At 38.3% G+C, this 17,864-nt stretch carries 15 protein-coding genes and 1 riboswitch; of the genes, 4 read left to right on the top strand and 11 right to left on the bottom strand.

The window, feature by feature from the left end; translation table 11 throughout:
* Positions 1 to 16: 16 nt before the first annotated feature.
* From FHY47_RS00660 to FHY47_RS00650, 3 genes are all read right to left on the bottom strand, one after another.
* A complete protein-coding gene (locus FHY47_RS00660) occupies positions 17 to 514 on the bottom strand; it encodes a nitrous oxide reductase accessory protein NosL (RefSeq protein WP_066101044.1) in 498 nt (165 codons plus the stop codon).
* Entirely contained in the window at positions 511 to 1,785 is a 1,275-nt protein-coding gene (locus FHY47_RS00655; protein ID WP_066101047.1) for a right-handed parallel beta-helix repeat-containing protein, read from the bottom strand. Before FHY47_RS00655 ends, FHY47_RS00660 begins: the two co-directional genes overlap by 4 nt.
* 522 nt (positions 1,786 to 2,307) lie before the next feature.
* The gene (locus FHY47_RS00650) at positions 2,308 to 3,513 is read right to left on the bottom strand and encodes a helix-turn-helix domain-containing protein (RefSeq protein WP_066101050.1); all 1,206 of its coding nucleotides are present in this window, start codon (positions 3,511 to 3,513) and stop codon (positions 2,308 to 2,310) included.
* A 152-nt stretch (positions 3,514 to 3,665) separates the two neighbouring features.
* Between FHY47_RS00650 and FHY47_RS00645 the strand changes: the two genes are divergently transcribed.
* Positions 3,666 to 4,934, top strand: a complete 1,269-nt coding sequence (locus FHY47_RS00645; RefSeq protein WP_066101053.1) for an MFS transporter — start codon at positions 3,666 to 3,668, stop codon at positions 4,932 to 4,934.
* Positions 4,934 to 5,215, top strand: coding sequence for a hypothetical protein (locus tag FHY47_RS00640; RefSeq protein ID WP_148629523.1), 282 nt, complete (start codon positions 4,934 to 4,936; stop codon positions 5,213 to 5,215). Before FHY47_RS00645 ends, FHY47_RS00640 begins: the two co-directional genes overlap by 1 nt.
* A gap of 97 nt (positions 5,216 to 5,312) precedes the next feature.
* On the opposite strand, the gene cdr is transcribed toward FHY47_RS00640, so the two are convergent.
* From cdr to gntK, 3 genes are all read right to left on the bottom strand, one after another.
* The gene (gene cdr / locus FHY47_RS00635) at positions 5,313 to 6,962 is read right to left on the bottom strand and encodes a CoA-disulfide reductase (RefSeq protein ID WP_066101056.1); all 1,650 of its coding nucleotides are present in this window, start codon (positions 6,960 to 6,962) and stop codon (positions 5,313 to 5,315) included.
* A gap of 193 nt (positions 6,963 to 7,155) precedes the next feature.
* A complete protein-coding gene (locus tag FHY47_RS00630; protein WP_140461218.1) occupies positions 7,156 to 8,595 on the bottom strand; it encodes an amino acid permease in 1,440 nt (479 codons plus the stop codon).
* Positions 8,596 to 8,727: 132 nt separating this feature from the next.
* A riboswitch (Lysine riboswitch) is annotated at positions 8,728 to 8,928 on the bottom strand.
* Positions 8,929 to 9,035: 107 nt separating this feature from the next.
* Entirely contained in the window at positions 9,036 to 10,574 is a 1,539-nt protein-coding gene (gene gntK, locus FHY47_RS00625) for a gluconokinase (protein ID WP_140461217.1), read from the bottom strand.
* Between the two features lie 160 nt (positions 10,575 to 10,734).
* Here gntK and FHY47_RS00620 point away from each other — a divergent pair, with 160 nt between their 5' ends.
* A complete protein-coding gene (locus FHY47_RS00620) occupies positions 10,735 to 11,283 on the top strand; it encodes a peroxiredoxin family protein (RefSeq protein ID WP_148629522.1) in 549 nt (182 codons plus the stop codon).
* Positions 11,284 to 11,410: 127 nt separating this feature from the next.
* Positions 11,411 to 11,590 (top strand): hypothetical protein, encoded by a 180-nt coding sequence (locus tag FHY47_RS00615; protein WP_066101063.1) that lies wholly within the window; start codon positions 11,411 to 11,413, stop codon positions 11,588 to 11,590.
* Between the two features lie 41 nt (positions 11,591 to 11,631).
* On the opposite strand, the gene FHY47_RS00610 is transcribed toward FHY47_RS00615, so the two are convergent.
* The 5 genes from FHY47_RS00610 to FHY47_RS00590 form a co-directional block, all read right to left on the bottom strand.
* A complete protein-coding gene (locus FHY47_RS00610; RefSeq protein ID WP_181161982.1) occupies positions 11,632 to 12,696 on the bottom strand; it encodes a lactonase family protein in 1,065 nt (354 codons plus the stop codon).
* Positions 12,697 to 12,834: 138 nt separating this feature from the next.
* Positions 12,835 to 14,505 (bottom strand): glycerol-3-phosphate dehydrogenase/oxidase, encoded by a 1,671-nt coding sequence (locus tag FHY47_RS00605; RefSeq protein ID WP_066101068.1) that lies wholly within the window; start codon positions 14,503 to 14,505, stop codon positions 12,835 to 12,837.
* 171 nt (positions 14,506 to 14,676) lie between these two features.
* Positions 14,677 to 16,167, bottom strand: coding sequence for a glycerol kinase GlpK (glpK, locus tag FHY47_RS00600; RefSeq protein WP_139891340.1), 1,491 nt, complete (start codon positions 16,165 to 16,167; stop codon positions 14,677 to 14,679).
* A gap of 60 nt (positions 16,168 to 16,227) precedes the next feature.
* On the bottom strand, positions 16,228 to 17,067 hold the full coding sequence (locus FHY47_RS00595; RefSeq protein ID WP_066101072.1) for an MIP/aquaporin family protein: 840 nt from the start codon (positions 17,065 to 17,067) through the stop codon (positions 16,228 to 16,230).
* A 185-nt stretch (positions 17,068 to 17,252) separates the two neighbouring features.
* The gene (locus FHY47_RS00590) at positions 17,253 to 17,804 is read right to left on the bottom strand and encodes a glycerol-3-phosphate responsive antiterminator (RefSeq protein ID WP_316245978.1); all 552 of its coding nucleotides are present in this window, start codon (positions 17,802 to 17,804) and stop codon (positions 17,253 to 17,255) included.
* Positions 17,805 to 17,864 lie beyond the last annotated feature (60 nt).

Genomic DNA, 17,864 nt, shown 5'->3' with positions numbered 1-17,864 from the left:
TTGTTTTTTTCACCTGTTAACTATGGCTATGACTGTCCGTTTCCTTATGATTCATCTCTTTATGCTGTTTCCAATCATGTTTTTGTAAATCTTCATAGGATAATAAACTTCCCCCTGATTCTTCAGCAAATTCTTCAGCACTTGATTGGTCTTCAAAAGAAATTACATTGTATGACATTGGCGTCTTGATTTCTTCTCCATATACGAAATAGGATTTTTCAACTTCTATCCATTCTTTAGAATGATAATCACGTACAAAGGTCTTCTCAATTTCCTTATTCTCGTTTTCATCTGTCCAATTAAACATGCAACCGATATCATCAAAAACAAATGTTTTACCATCAGTTAAGATAATTTCTGTTGCATGCTGATTATCCGCAACCGACATATTACAGTTTGCGCATGTGTCAGTCTTCGAATTAATTTCCACTGGCTCAGTCGATTCATTACCGCAAGCAGACATAAGCATAACTGCAATTCCGATTAACGCAATTTTCCATAATGATTGTTTCATCGTTGTTTCCTCCCTTTTATGAATAGAAATAAACTGCCTATATACAATAATCCGCTGACTATCCATACTGGCAGATCAGCTTGATTGTTTTGATTGTTTGATTGGATAGGGTCCATTAAGGGACCTGAGTCCGTTAATAGCTCTTCATCGGTACTTTTCAGCATTTTTTGCAGAATTGTCATGCCCGGTGCCTGAAAAAAGAGTTGATACTCAGGAACTTCCTCTGTCAAAGCCAGAAAATAAGGATCGGCTCGGTAGATTAAATTACTTATACCATCTCCGTCTGAATCTATTTTCGCTGATGCGTCCCAGTAGTTCCCATCCAATTGATTCCCTTCACTTTCAATAGCCTGAGCGTCATTTACATTACCCAGAAAATCATTTTGATAGATTCGATTATTCTCTGATTCTTTAAACTGAATACCTACAAAATTTGATTGCAGCCTGTTATCCTTAACGGTATTCACATTGGCCTTTTCAATAAATATGCCAATCCGGTTATTGTGAATCTCATTTGTTTCAACCGTAACATTCCTAGAGTCATATAGTAACAAACCCTGAGAATTCACATTTTCATTATTTTCGGTGAATGTATTCTTACGTACCATTGCATCTTCAGCACCCATAATCATGGCGCCGGTAAAGTTATTGAATGATTCATTTTCTTCAATCAAACAGGAATTGGAATACATTAAATGCACCCCATAATGGGCATCCCAAATTTTATTATTTTTAAATGTATTATGGTGGCTGTATTCTACATAAAATCCATCCTGAACATTCCGTATTGAATTTTTACCGAACGTGTTGTAATTTGACTCCCACAGATTAATAGCATGGCCTTCAGATGTCCCTGTAAATGAACTTTCTAGCACACTTACATGATTCGCCTTATCCAGTTTAATACCAGTCCCAGCTGACTTGATTGTGAGATTGTTAAGTTTATGATAATTTCCAGCCAGCACAATTGCAGATTCCTCAATTGGTAGGCGTGTTGCCTCTATTTCAATATTTGATATTTGTACACCCTCACCAGAAATGTTTATAAAGGATCCCTCTCCTGTATAACTCAGCACTGTATTTTCTGTTCCTTTAATGGTCATTGGCTTATTAATGGAAACCGGATCTTCATAGGTACCGCTTTTAACAATCAATGTTCCTCCAATGGGCGTTTGGTCAATTTGCTGCTGCAGAGTTGATTCTGCGAAACTACTCGGTTCATATATAATCCATAACGCTACAAACACTAAAAAGATGCGTAACCTTTTCATCATTAACCCACCTTTTTCTATCAATCGTTTGCTCCACTTTAAGCAGTTGATGGTATGATCATATTCATTATAATTTATATAATTATTTTACTTGAAAAATAATTATATTTTCCAGCATAAAGGTATCAAGCCCATCATCATATTGTATTAGGAGCTATTTTATGGAGAATTTTATATGTTTCAGCATAGAAGTTTAATAGGTTAAATTTACAGGCAACTATTATTGCAGAAGATTATTCTTGTGCAGGGGAAGTAACCAGGGAGATATTAGAGGGATAGGAAGAGTTCTTGCGAAGCAATGACCGAATAGGGTAAGTAAACTAACCGAAAATCTTAATAGACATTTGAATGCCAGATATGAATGGATTGGAACATAAAATAAAAGCCCACTACCATCTGTCAACATTATTATCACCACTGTGTCCTAACGACATTGTATATTTAGGTGAAGCGTTTACAAACGTTAACCTAAATCTTTGAAACAAATGGATAAAGGAACTGAATGAACAGCCACACATAATTTCAATGTACAGTTCCATTATCATTTAGCAATGTTTCTTTAACCTCAACAGCCCTTTTATAATAAATAGATTTCGGCATATTCTTTATTAAATCACATGTTTTGTTAATTTGCTCCAGGGCTTCATCCTTGTGGCCCTGTTGATTTAAACAAAGAGCAATATAGATTCCTGCAGACTGTACCATTCCTACATCGATTGGATGCACCAACGCACCGGATAGATGACATTTAAGCAGATTTTCCAAAGCTCGATCAATTTCTCCCAGACCATATAGTGCTTTCCCATATTCCAGATAATAAAGTTCGTCTATCTTTTCCGGATTTATCGCAAATTCTTCTAGGTAGTGAATAGCTTTTTTGTAGTCTTTTGTTATTTCATTATGATAAACCGCATATAAAAGTGGAAACATCATCAATGCAATCTTATTTTCCGAAAAAATCGCATATTGACGAGATTTACTGATTAATCTAAGAAACTCCTTATCATCCTTCATCACAAGCGGATAATTGGAAGCAATCCTGTATATATCATCCATACGATAATAGACATTCGTCTCTTTGGACAATGCGATGGCTTCCTGCATTCTTGTATGGGATTCTTTATATTCTTCCAACGCTAATAAGACGATTCCTTCATCCAATAAAAGCTTTAATTGAAATACCGTATTTTCTTCAAGTCCATTACCAGAGTAGAATTTTCTAATTTCATTCAAAATGGATAAAGATTCATCCCAATTTCCATGAGACAAACGATACTGATGATAAATCCATAATGTTTCAGCACTGTCTAAGAATAAAGAATTCATCTTAAAATAGGAGGCTGCCAATTCGATATATTTCTTCATGTTTGGTTTATCTAAATAAAGGCCTGCTTCCGCATAAAGGCTGTATAACTTCGCCTCCATTACTCCCTGAGGCATATTTTCAGAAACCACATGGGATAATTTATCGTAAATAGCTGAATAATTCTCTTGTTTTTTATCATTCTTTATCTCATTTAATAAAGGTAGATAATCCTCTTTCTCATTCAGAAGATCACTAGGTTCACAACCAAGCTGTTGAGCAAGATATTCAAGTGTGCTCATCGATGGGGTTGCTTTACTGTTTTCAATTTGGCTCAGCATTCCTTTTGTCAATCGATTTCCAGCCAACTCGGATTGGGTCATCCCTAAAGCTTTCCGTAACGTTTTAATTTTATTGCCCAGCATGGTTATCCCCTCCTTATGGAAAGTATACGGTAAATAATTCTGATCCACAAATTAAAGTTTAATTATTTTAAACTTTTTGTTGACTTCCAAAAATTAGTATTTATATAATAAGTTTAATGACATTAAACTTTTAAACTAAAGGAGAAAAGCCCATGAGTGTACGTTATACCGAAGCAGAACAAGAGAGATTAAGCGCAAGGAATATTTTATTGTTTTTTATTGGAAAATTTATTTCATTATTTGGTGCAAGCATCTATTCATTCGCCATCGGATTATACATTTTAAAAATTACCGGTTCGGGTACAAGTTTTGCACTTGCTCTTGTGTTTGCCTCTGTTCCCAGAATTATTTTTGGACCAATTGCCGGAACCCTTGCAGATCGCTTTAACCGCAAAACAATCATTATATTGACGGAAATTCTTAGCGGAATACTCATGTTTTTTATGATTGCCTATTCTCACTTTTCGGGGCTCTCACTTGCATTGTTATATACATCAGAAGTACTGCTAGGGATTTTTTCTACTTTCTTTTCTGTGACTGCATCTTCAACCATTCCCTCAATGGCTGGGGATAAATCTATACAAAAGGCTGGCTCTTTAAATCAATCCGCATCATCGCTTGCCGGTATACTCGGTCCAATCATAGCTGGTATTTTATACGGGTTCTTAGCAATTGAGGAAATCATTCTGCTAACTGGAATCACCTTTATACTTGCCGGTATAATTGAATTATTTATTATTTTCAACCTGTACACTGAGAAAGCGGCACAACAGGAAAAGACGCAATTCATGAAGAGTTTGGCTGAAGGCTTCTCCTATTTAAAAGAAAACGATTTTTTATTCTCCCTGCTCAAAGTATCACTTTGGATTAACTTCTTCTTTGCGGGTATAAATGTTGCAATCCCCTACATCCTGAACACATCACTGAATTTTTCTTCTCAATCATACGGAATTGCTGCTTCGATGGTATCTGTTGGAGCACTTATCACATCATTGATCATTTCACAACGTCCTGAAATGAAAGATAAATTAAAGAAAATTAGATTGGGCTTAATTGGTTTAGCAATACTTGTCATTATGATTGGCTTGCCTCCTATGCTCCAAATGACTTCTGTGATTGCCAATGTCAGTTACTACATCATCGTCCTTGGAATGATAGGTTCCATCGTCATGGTTGTAAATATTCCTATTCATGTATTAATACAGCGTACAACCCCGAGCCACTATCTTGGTCGTATTTTCGGATTAGTTGAAACGATTGCATCTGCAATCTCACCGCTTGGGATGATTCTTTTCGGTGTCTTGCTTGACTACATACCAGCTTTTTATATACCTCTCATCACTGGATTTTCACTGCTCTTAATTAGCTTTCTTGCCATGTCAAAAGTAAAAGAACCAAAGGAATCTGAATTGGCAAGTTAATGATAAAGAAGTATCGCCCGGCTTGGGTTATATCCAGCCGGGCATTTTTATACTCCCCTAATTGTTTTTACTCGATTATAGGCGTATCTTGCAGATTCCTCTATAATGAATTGATTCTGATTGAATTTCTAGCTGGTTACTGTCTGTATCGACTTCGATTCGAGCCGAATCGGGCTAGATTCCGGCTGATTCACTGCTTTAATACAGCCGATTCCTCTTCGAATCCAGCCAATCTGAGCTTGAATCCGGCCGATCGCCCCTTGAATCCAGCCAAGCTCTAAATCAAGCATGACACAAACCGTCTCAGCAATTCAAAAAAGCCCCTTTATGCGATAATCTAAACTATCGCATAAAGGGAGCTCCAACTCTCATTTACTATTATTTTTCTTTAGGAAATGCCTTAGAATACAAATTATATCCGCCATCAAGGTTCTTAACTTTAATGCCGTTTCCTTCAAGTATTCTGGTAGCTAAGTAACCCCTCATACCTACCTGGCATGTAAGATATAAATCTTTATCAGTCGGTATCTCTGATAATCGCTCTCTCAGTTCATCAACAGGAATATTGACCGAGCCGGCAATTGCTCCTTTAGCAACCTCAGCAGGTGAGCGGACATCAATTAAATAACCTCCGTTTTCCACAATCTCATCAATTTCATGCCATTGCACTGTGCTGACCATTCCCTCAATAATATTGGTTGCTGCGTAACCAGCCATATTTACAGGATCTTTAGCTGAGGAATATGGAGGAGCATAGGCAATCTCGATATCCGGAAGATCCAATACAGTTAAGCCACCTTTGATAGCTGTCGCGATAACATCAATACGTTTATCTACCCCATCCTTTCCAACTGCCTGCGCTCCGTATATTTTCCCCGTTTCCTTATCGAAGATCAGTTTCAAATGCAATTGGGAAGCACCTGGATAATAGCCAGCATGGCTGCTTGGTGCAACATGAACAACCTCATATGGTATACCTAAACGCTTCAGCATCTTTTCATTGCTTCCTGTTGAAGCAACGGTCAATTCAAACACCTTAGCTATGGAAGTGCCCAATGTACCGTTATAAACACTTTCTTTCCCGTGAATATGATCCGCTACTAAACGCCCTTGACGATTGGCAGGCCAAGCGAGCGGCACATAAGTATCCGTTCCGTTAATATAATCCTTTACTTCAATGACATCACCGACCGCATAAATAGATGGGTCTGATGTTTGCAGATGCTCATTGACTTTTATCGCATTCCGAACCCCAAGCTCGAGGCCGGCATCTTTCGCAATGGTACTTTCAGGTTGAACACCAATCGCTAAAAGTATCATATCCGTTTCTACTTCTTTGCCGCTTTTCAAGCGAATGATACGACCATTCTTTTCAAAAGATGATACACCATCCTCAAGTATTAAATGAACTCCATTGTCCCGCAAATGTGTGTGGACCATTTGAGCCATCTCCAAATCAATTGGCGCCATCACCTGATTTCCCATCTCAATAACTGTTACATCTATGCCGCGCTCCCGTAAATTTTCAGCCATTTCAATCCCAATAAACCCGCCGCCAATGATAACAGCCTTCTCAGGTTTATCCTGATCTACCTTTTCTTTGATACGGTCCGTATCAGGAACATTCCGAAGCGTATAAACAGATTTAGCCTCATCGATTCCCGGAATGGCTGGCCTAACCGGTTTTGAACCCGGAGATAGGATTAGCACATCGTAGGATTCCTCATATTCCTCGCCTGTCATTGCTTTTCTGGCTATGACAGTCTTCTGCTCCCGATTGATTTTGATAATTTCTGTCCAATTACGTATATCTAAATTATAGCGTTGCCCCATTCCTTCAACTGTTTGAACAAGCAGTTTATTACGGTTTTGGATAACTTCTCCTATATAATATGGAAGACCACAATTCGCAAATGAAATATATTCACCTTTTTCAAACATGATGATTTCATCTTTTTCGCTTAGACGGCGCAGTCTTGCCGCAGCAGATGCTCCGCCTGCCACACCGCCAACAATTAAAATCTTCATTTTAATAGACCTCCATTAGTTCATCGATTAGTCTAATCGTAATATACCCTATTGGGTATGTCAATTTATCAAACTCACATGATTACACTCTATCATTGCTCCCGATAACAGTTTTCATAACACCGTTTTACTTTTAAATAATACCCAAAAAAAGCAAACCCACTTTTAACAATGGGTTTGCTTCTTATTACAGTTAAAAAGATTTTTTCAAATAATAGTTCTCGTGTTGTTTAACTTCCTCCATATTTTTAGGCAGTAAACGATAGAATAGGATTCCGCTTGCCAGAAGGATAACACCGAAAATAAATGTTTTTAAATCAGCCGTTCCTTTGATGATCACCCAAATGGAATATGCCGTCGCCAATATGGCTATGGTACCATCAATAATTCGTGAACGCATTTCATCAGATTTATATGTCTCGCCAGTCCAAACTAATTTCAGTTGGAATGAGGAGGAAATTAAATATGGCACTAAATAAGAAAGTGTCGCGATATAAATAATAAAGTCAAATGCATGAGCAATTGAATTTGAAATAGTTGAGAAAATAAATAATTGACCTAAACCATTTGAAACAATCATAGAGAAATTAGGAATCCCACGCTTATTGACCTGTAAAAACTTAGGGATAAATAAACCTTGTTTTGCTGCCTGATACGGGATTTCAGCGCTTAACAAGATCCAGCCAATTGTTGAACCAAATAAACTGATCAATCCAATGACCGCCAATGCTTTCCCACCAACAGGTCCCAGCACCGTTTCAATTGCATCGATTAATGGTTTTTCTGAATGGATAAGTGCATCCTGTGTTAATAATCCCATAACAAGTGTACTGATTCCCATATAGATAGCCAGGGCAATCAATAGCCCTAAAATGGTCGCTCTCTTTACATCTGCCTTTCTCTTCGCCCTTGATGCGAATACAACAGCAGATTCAACCCCTACAAAAGCCCATAAGGTTGAGACGGCAGCAAAATTTACCTGGCTGAGTAATCCCCGACTCTCACCATCAATTATACGAGTTTCCGCAAACGGTACAATATTAGATTGTTCAAAGGCAAATAGCCCAATTACAATGAATAATCCAAATCCAAGTACTTTTGCCGCAGTCGCCACAAAGTTTAATTTACCAGCATTCTCTATGCCTCGCATAATAAAGAAATGAACGCCCCAGAGCATGATTGTGCAGACAAGGAATGTTAAAGCATTGCCAACTTTTAGACTAAAATTCCCTATACTGAACAATTCAGCCGTACTAGTCAAACTTGGGAAGAAGGTAGATAAATACCCTGCAAACGTAGTGATGATGGCAATATTACCTGCAAAATTACCAATCCAGTATCCCCATGTAGACATAAACCCGGATAATCTTGAGGCTAAAGAATTTTCCTTGAACAATTCCTTAGCATAAATCTGAGGGCCACCTGTTAAATGTGGCTTACGAACAGCCAGATTCCCAAAAACCAGCGCAATAGTTAGTACACCCAATCCTGTTAATCCCCATGCCATAATTACTCCGGCAGGACTAGCTACTTCTGCCAGCGTACGCGGCAACATAAAAATACCAGACCCAACCATATTGCCGACTACAAATGCCGTTAAAATCCAAAAACCCAGTTGCTTCTTATTGTGCACGATAATTCCCCTTCCAAAGCTGTCATGTTACTCTCTATTTTTGAATTATCCATTTCTGTGTAAATAAACTAAATAAAAAACACACCTTATTGTTAAGGTGTGCAACATTTTATGATTAGCCACACCAGACAATAAATGGATAGTTCTCCATGGTCTATATACATATCGCGATGTATATAGACCATGACAGTCCTGCACCTATTCGGATACAGTCCCAGCTGCTCTCTTCGGAAAAAAAGAGCGCTTCGGCAGATTTTCCTTTCAACTAAAGTCAGCAAGCTTTCCGGCTCTCTTTTTAGTTTACTAATAAAATCTGCGACCTCTACCTCATCTTTTAGTCCGATGAGGATTTGTATTAAATTAAATTATTCCTGTATAAAGGATACAGTGAAAACGCGAATGCTGTCAATATTATTCGACAATGTTATTTTCAAATCAACTTATTTATGATTAATCCATTTGTTTTGGAAAGCTGCTATACTGCTATATTCAGTCTCCAATTTTCTGTATATATTGATGTAAATTGGCAGTAATTCCTCGTATCTTTCTACATTTGCTTTAACCGGCGTATGGACATGTGTAGTTCCCACATAATTTGATACAACGGATAGGTCTTCAATTTCACCGAGTGCATATCTGCCGAGTACAACTGCTCCTAAACAAGAGCTTTCAAAGCTTTCTGGCACATCTACTTCCTGATTAAAAATATCCGCAAGCATTTGCCTCCATAACTCTGAGCGCGCAAATCCCCCCGTTGCCCTGATTTTACTTGGCACACCTATCAATTCCTGCAAAGCTAATAAGACTGTATAGAGATTAAAAATGACTCCTTCAAGCACCGCTCTGACCATATGTTCCTTTTTATGATGAAGTCCCAAGCCAAAGAACGATCCTCTGGCATCAGGGTTCCAAATGGGCGCTCTCTCTCCAGCTAAATATGGGTGGAATAGTAGTCCATCTGCCCCCGGCGCTACTTTTGATGCTATCTTGGTGAGTACTTCATATGAGTCAATTCCGAGGCGTTTAGCTGTTTCTACTTCCGCTGAAGCCAGCTCATCTCTTAGCCATCTAAAAGTCATACCTCCATTATTAACTGGTCCGCCAATCACCCAATGCTTATCCGTCAATGCATAACAAAAAATTCGGCCCTTTTCATCCGTAATCGGCCTATCTGTTACCGTACGAATGGCTCCGCTCGTTCCAATCGTGACTGCTACAATCCCTGGATCAATCGCATTGACACCCAGATTGGAGAGAACGCCATCACTGGCTCCTATTACAAATGGAGTATCCGGCAACAGCCCCATATCCGCAGCATAGGCGGAGTCCATGCCAGATAAATAATATGTAGTTGGTACTGGTTTAGACAAATGGGTCTCTGTAATACCCGCGATTGCCAATGCCTCAGAATCCCATTCTAAATTTTTAAGATGAAACATTCCTGTTGCTGAAGCAACCGAATAATCAATCACATATTGCCCAAATAATTTATAAAAAACATATTCTTTAATGGAAATGAATTTATATGTCCTACCCGCTAATTCGGGATAATCATTCATCAACCAGGTGATTTTTGTAAGAGGAGACATTGGATGGATTGGCGTTCCAGTTCTCCGATAAATTTCTTGTCCATTCCTCTCATTTTTAATATAGTCGGACCACTTCTTTGAACGGCTGTCAGCCCATGTAATGCATTGAGTTAATGGATTTCCATTTTCCTCAACCGCAATTACGCTGTGCATAGCCGAGCTAAAGGATACTAACGACAGTTCATCAGGATTTATTTGGCTTTGGACCATTACTCCTCTTATTGCATTAAGTACAGCATGAAAGATCTCATCAGGATTCTGCTCTGCTGTAAGTGGAGTCGGGCTATATAATGGGTACTCTACATGATAGGTGCTGAGCACAGATGCGTCTCCCGAAAATAATACAGCCTTTGTACTCGTGGTTCCTATATCAACTCCTATATAAAACATCTATCTTCCCTCACTTCCCTAAAAGCTCAATACTAGATTCTTACCTTTATTCATATTTTTATAAACAACTTAACACAATTTGATGCCCATTGATTAATTTTTTCACGACTGGCAAATACTTTCTACTAAATAAAAACGACATCAGGAGGCCTCATCCAAATTGAAGAATAAAACAATTGCCATTCTTGCTCCATTCTTTTTATTCATATTTCTATTTATTTACACGCAGACACAAAAAGAGTCTATTACAGAGGAAACTAGACCTGTTTTGACTCAAACAGGAATTAAAGAAGGTCAATCTGCACCTGATTTCGAATTAAAAACTCAGGACGGAAAAAGCATAAAATTATCTGATTATCGCGGTCAAAAAGTTTTATTAAACTTTTGGGCAAGCTGGTGCCCTCCCTGCAAAAAAGAGATACCAGACCTCAATGAATTTTATAGTGAACATAGTATGGAGAAGATTACTGTATTAAGCGTGAATATGACCTATTCAGAAAAAAACAAGCAAACCATACAAGCATTTCAAGATATGTATAAGATCAGGTATCCTGTATTACTGGACCAAACAGGAACTATTGCAGGATTATATAAAATTATAACAATCCCAACCAGTTATTTCATTGACTCCAACGGTATCATACAAAAGCGAATAATCGGACCCTTGCAAAAAGAAACGATAAAAAATCTGATGGACTCAATAGATTAGCGTCCAAAACATCTCCGGAAAAATATAACAAAAAAAGACAAAATTATACTTAATTTTATACCTAAACCATAGTAAAATAAAATATATGAAAAAGATCAATTACGAATCAAGGGGTGTTGTTTCACGAATGAAAGCATACAATATTTTAATTACATTGATGCTTATGTTGATCAGCGTGTTGTCTATTAAAAATTTATATACTGGCCATTGGGACTTGCAATACTCCCTATTAAACGGTGGAATGGCTATTATTGTTTTAGGTATCTTTACGGCTTATACACAATCTTTAAAAGAACAATCTAATTAAATAACAGCTGGTTTGGAAAAATCCAAACCAGCTTTTTTGTATCATTCTTGATTTCTTACTATCGCTTGAACACAAACGGGTTTCGAAAGAGAAATCGTATTCCCTGTATAGGTTGGAATACCCTCTTTATTAATTTCAAATAAAACTAATGAATCACTTTGCTCATTTGCTGCAATAAGTACTTTTTCTTCGTCTATTAACTCGAAATTTCTCGGTCCCTTTCCTTCCGTATGTGTAAATGCGATAATTTCCGGTATACCTGATTCTGCCACTTTGTACGTTGCAATACTGTCATGCCCTCTATTTGAGGCATATAAGAATTGGCCATCCTCTGAAATATGCAAATCGGCTGCTGTATTTTCCTCTTTGTAATCATCCGGCAATGTAGTAACCACCCCTAGAAGAGAATCCGGTATATGTTGGTCATTTAATTCAAATACTGCGATTGTATTGCTTAATTCCTGGATGACATACATGATTGGCAATGTAGGGTGAAAGGCAAAATGTCTTGGACCCGATCCAGGAATAGTAGACATTTTAGCCAAATTGGCAAAATCCTTATCATCGTATACATAAATTTTATCAGTACCTAAATCTGCTGCAACTACAACGGAGGAATTCGGTACCGGTACGATTGAGTGAGCATGCGGTGCATCCTGTCTGTCTGCCCAAACCCCTGATCCAACATGTTCATTTGTTGTCGTATGTTCTCCAAGTGTTCCGTCCTCTTGTAGTTCTATCCTAGTTACCGTGCCACCATAATTACTAATGTATAAACAAGATTCATTTTCACTAAGACTGACATAGCAAGGTGCCATCCCATTCGTAGATTTGCGATTTAACTCTCTAATCTGTTCGGATTGCCGATTGATTGCATAAGAGACAACCATCCCATACTCAACTTCACTTACCGCGTATAAATGGGTCTGAGCTTTATTTATAACAAGAAAGGAAGGATTTTCAATACCCGTATATTTCTCAACTAAGTCAAGTTTTTTTTCTTTCACGTTCAATTTGAATAGATGAATACCCGTACTTGTTTCTTCTGCATAAGATCCGGTATAAATCATCCATTCATTTTTCTTATTTCCTTGAATTTCATTCATCTTGACTGCCCCCATCCCGTGTTAAATAAACTAATAGTTTCTGTTTCATTTCTATTCCCCTTTTTAAAGATATTGAATCTTAAAAAAAAACCCACAACCTATATTTCAAGGAAGTGGGGTCATTTATCCGTATTTATATTAATTCGTAACCAGCTCGGATTGTGGATACGCAGCATCATGCAATTCAGTTTCAAGCTCTTTAGTATACATTTCTGTTTGCTGTTCAGTCCAATGCAGTACTTTTTTCATATACGAAATCACTTGATCTTTGTATTCATGAACATGCTTAATATCAAATAGGACCATGCCAGTTCTGCGATTAAAGAAATCAAGCGGCGTATAAGCCAATTCATATTCAATTGCATAGCCCAATTTAGCCAATACTGGTAATGGCAGCCCTATTTCGCTCGCTTTTTCTTTGTTTTTTCGGGCTATTTCAAACAGAAGCGGAGCATTGGATCCATATGTTGAAATAATCTCTCTTGCTTCTGTATCTGATAACCCGGTTCCGATTGCTTTTTCTTTAGTTTTGCTTATATATGAACTAAATTTCGTTGAGCCTCCAACACGGCCGCCGGATATCGGCATTTTTTCAGTATAGCAGCTACCGAAATGTTTATATCCTTCATCTCTGAATTGTTTAGCTACTAAATCCAAAACGGTTTCAGCCATTTTACGATATCCTGTCAATTTTCCGCCTGCAATCGTAATTAACCCAGAATCAGATACCCATGTTTCATCTTTCCTGGATATCTCAGAAGCACCTTTCCCCTCCTGGCTGATTAATGGGCGCACTCCAGCCCAACTGGATTCCACATCCTCTTTAGTAACGTTTACTGAAGGGAACATATAGTTAATAGCATCCAATATATAATCTCTGTCTTGATCAGTCATTTTTGGATTGATTGGATCTTGACCATAGAATGTATCTGTTGTCCCAACATAGGCTTTCCCTTCACGCGGAATCGCGAATACCATTCTTCCATCAGGGGTATCAAAATAAACCGCTTGTTTCAAAGGGAAACGGGATTGGTCAATCACTATGTGTGCACCTTTAGTAAGCTGAAGCACTTTACCTTTTTTAGAATTGTCTTTTTCACGTATAAAGTCTACCCATGGACCCGTTGCATTTATAATCTTCCTAGCTTTAATTTGGAAGGAATCCTCATCCAATATATCCTTAACATTTACACCTACTATTTTTCCATTTTCATAGATTAAATCCTCGACCTTGGCATAATTCAGTAAGCTTGCTCCTTGTTCAAACGCTTCTTTCATGACTTCCATCGTCAGGCGGGCATCATCGGTTCTGTATTCAACATAGTAGCCCCCACCCTTTAAGCCATCTTTTCTAACCAATGGAGCTTTTTCAATTGTTTCATCTACTGTAAGCATAGTGCGGCGTTCTTCCTTTTTCACTCCAGCAAGAAAATCATACATCTGTAAGCCAATGGAAGTAGTAAATTTACCAAATGTACCGCCTTCATGGAAGGGTAATAACATCCATTCAGGTGTTGTAACATGAGGACCATTTTCGTAAACAATAGCCCTTTCTTTCCCAACCTCTGCAACTACTCCTACTTGCAATTGCTTTAGATAGCGCAATCCACCGTGAACCAGCTTGGTTGAACGGCTTGATGTACCGGCTGCAAAATCCTGCATTTCAACTAGGCCCACCTTCATCCCTCTTGTAGCTGCATCTAAAGCAATCCCTGCTCCGGTAATTCCTCCACCAATGACAAGCACATCGAAATGTGTGTTTTGTAATTTATTTTTATATTCATGTCTATTTAAACTATTTAAACCCATCCTCTTGTTCCTCCTCTGTTGATAAGTGCTATTGAGATAATAAAAAGAGACCACAAAATACATTACCCTTATTTAAAGGAATGTACTCGCGGTCTCTTAAAATCTCTAACCTTATATTAACTTATTTTCATTATATCATTTTTTGAGTAAAACTCATACAAAATTGAATTATCATTTAAAGGTTCTGGTACTTGCCACAGCTCTTTCCCAACCATCAACTAATTCATTACGTTTCTCTTGTTCCATAGTTGGTTCATATGATTTATCAATGATCCATTGGGCAGCAATTTCATCCTGGCTTTCCCAGAATCCAACAGCCAGCCCAGCTAAATAAGCAGCTCCAAGGGCAGTCGTTTCATTAATTTTTGGTATTTCAACCGGCACGTTTAAGATATCACTCTGGAATTCCATTAAGAATGAATTCTTAACGGCCCCGCCATCGGCACGCAATGTTTTCAATTCAATTCCGGATTCCTCTTCCATTGCATCAATAACAGCTTTTGTTTGGTAAGCTAAAGATTCAACTGTTGCTCTGATAAAGTGATCTTTTGTAGTCCCTCTTGTCAGACCGAAGACCGCTCCTCTTGCATCACTATCCCAATATGGAGTACCAAGACCTACGAAGGCTGGAACGACATATACTCCATCTGTAGAGTCAACTGCCCGGCAATATGTCTCGCTATCAGCAGCATCCTTAAGCATCCTTAATCCATCTCGGAGCCATTGAACAGCAGAACCCGCTACAAAGATACTACCTTCCAATGCATATTCAACTTTACCATTTAATCCCCAGGCTAAAGTCGTCAATAATCCTTTTTCCGATTTAACCGGTTTTTCACCAGTATTCATGAGCATAAAACAGCCTGTTCCATATGTGTTTTTAGCCATTCCTTTTTCAAAGCATGCCTGGCCAAACAATGCTGCCTGTTGGTCACCAGCAATACCGGCAATTGGGATACTCTTACCAAAGAAGTGATAATCAATGGTTTGTGCATATACTTCAGATGAAGGACGCACTTCTGGAAGCATGGATTTCGGAACATCTAATATCTCCAGCAATTCATCATCCCATTGCAGGTCATAAATATTGTACATCATTGTTCTTGAAGCATTGGAATAATCAGTTACGTGAGCTTTACCGCCGGATAGCTTCCAGATTAGCCATGTATCAATTGTCCCGAATAACAATTTTCCTTCATTGGCTAAATCACGCGCACCTTCTACATTATCGAGGATCCACTTAACTTTTGTCCCAGAAAAATAGGCATCTATTAATAAACCAGTTTTGGAATGAAAAAGATCATTGTGGCCAGCATTTTTCAATTCCTCGCATATATCTCTTGTCTGGCGGGATTGCCAAACTATCGCATTATAAATAGGTTGACCTGTTTCTTTATTCCAAACCACCGCTGTTTCACGCTGATTTGTAATTCCGATTCCTTCAATATCTGTTGCCTCTATACCTGATTCTGAAAGACAGCCCGCAATAACAGCAAGCACTGAACCCCAAATTTCGTTGGCATTATGCTCCACCCAGCCCGGCTTTGGAAAGTACTGTGTAAATTCCTTTTGAGCACTATGTACAATTTCCCCTTTTTTATTGAATAAAATAGCTCTGGAACTAGTGGTCCCCTGATCAATTGATAAAATATATTTCTCCATTTTTTTCATCTCCCATCTACTAATTTTTATATTATAATCGATTTCTCTAAAGTTAGTAACTTATAACCTTGCTTTTGCTGGATCATTAGCTTGTCGTAGTGCTTGTTCTGAATCTTTATTAGTCATAAAATAAGCGATTACCAAGATAACTACAGTGCCAGCTAATACTGCCCAGAAAGCGCCTGTCAACGTATTATTGAAGACCGCTTTATGGAACAAAGCCCCCAAGGATCCGCCGAGAATAGGACCTACAACCGGAATCCAAGCATATCCCCAATTAGATGGGCCTTTCCCCGCTATCGGAAGAATCGCATGTGCAATACGCGGACCTAAGTCACGTGCCGGATTGATGGCGTAACCAGTTGTTCCCCCAAGAGCCATACCGATTCCTACGATTAAAAGACCGACTGCGAATGGATTTAGGCCTTCCGTAAAATCATTTGCTCCAATAAATTGCAGACCAAGCAATAAAATAAATGTTCCTATAATTTCACTAAGTAAATTTGAAAATGTATGAGGAATAGCCGGACCAGTTGCGAAAACCCCTAATTTTGTCCCTGGATCTTCAGTCGCCTTCCAATGTGGTAAGTATTGTAAATAAATAAGAGTTGCCCCAATCATTGCTCCAATCATTTGCGCCAAAATATATCCAGGTACATCTGCCCAAGCAAAATCTCCGCTAAACGCAAGACCAAATGTAACAGCAGGATTTAAATGAGCACCGCTAATGCCGCCGACTGCAAATACGCCTAATGTAACACCAAGCCCCCAAGCTATAGTGATAACAATCCACCCAGCATCCTTTGCATAAGATTTAGTTAAGTTGGCTCCAGCACACACTCCTGCTCCAAAAACAATCAAGATCATCGTGCCTACTAATTCACCCCAAAATGGTGTCATTCCTTCCATCTCCCTATCATATAATTTCAAAAAAAAATGAAGAAACAAGCACTAAAGTATTCCTACTTATTAAGGAATACTGCCACCTGTGTCTCCATGTCTTTCCACATACTTATTAACTTAAACACAGTGTAAAACTTTTTGTAAACGCTGTCAAATAAAAAGAAATAAATAGGGAATTCGACTCATTCCCCTGCAAAATACTGCCAAAGTTCTCGTTTAGACGAGGTTATCGAGACAGCACCAGCTTCAAGTGCTTCTTTCGCTTCCTCAACTGTTCGGATTAAACCACCCGCAAAGATCGGCAGCTGAATTTCCCCTGCAACTTCTTTAATCATATTAGGAAGTGCGCCCGGTAGTACTTCAATATAATCAGGCTGTGATTTTTTGACCATCTTATAGCTGCGTTCGAGCGCATGGCTATCAATCATAAAGATTCGCTGCACAGCTATTGCCTGATGTTTTTTTGCTTCTTGAATAACCGCTGATTTTGTGGATATGACACCAAATGGTTTAAAATCCTGACATAAATATTGAGTACCATATTCATCATTTTTTAATCCATTGATTAAATCCACGTGAAAAAACAGTTGTTTATCTGCCATTTTGGCCATTTGAGTAATATGTTTGATTTGCCCAAGATGAGTCTCTAAAATAACACCTGTTTTAAATCCTGATTGTAAAAACTTTTCAAAGTCCTTCATAGTTGAAGCTGCCGGTAATATTTTCTGATTCAATCTAATCTCTCCCATTCGGACCCCTTATTCATAAGTAAAAATCCCTTTCAATATAGAATA

The sequence above is a fragment of the Bacillus sp. E214 genome, assembly GCF_008087365.1.
Taxonomy (GTDB): domain Bacteria; phylum Bacillota; class Bacilli; order Bacillales; family Pradoshiaceae; genus Pradoshia.
The sequence above is the reverse complement of the archived record's forward strand: the minus strand, read 5'-3'. Positions and strand labels throughout refer to the sequence as shown.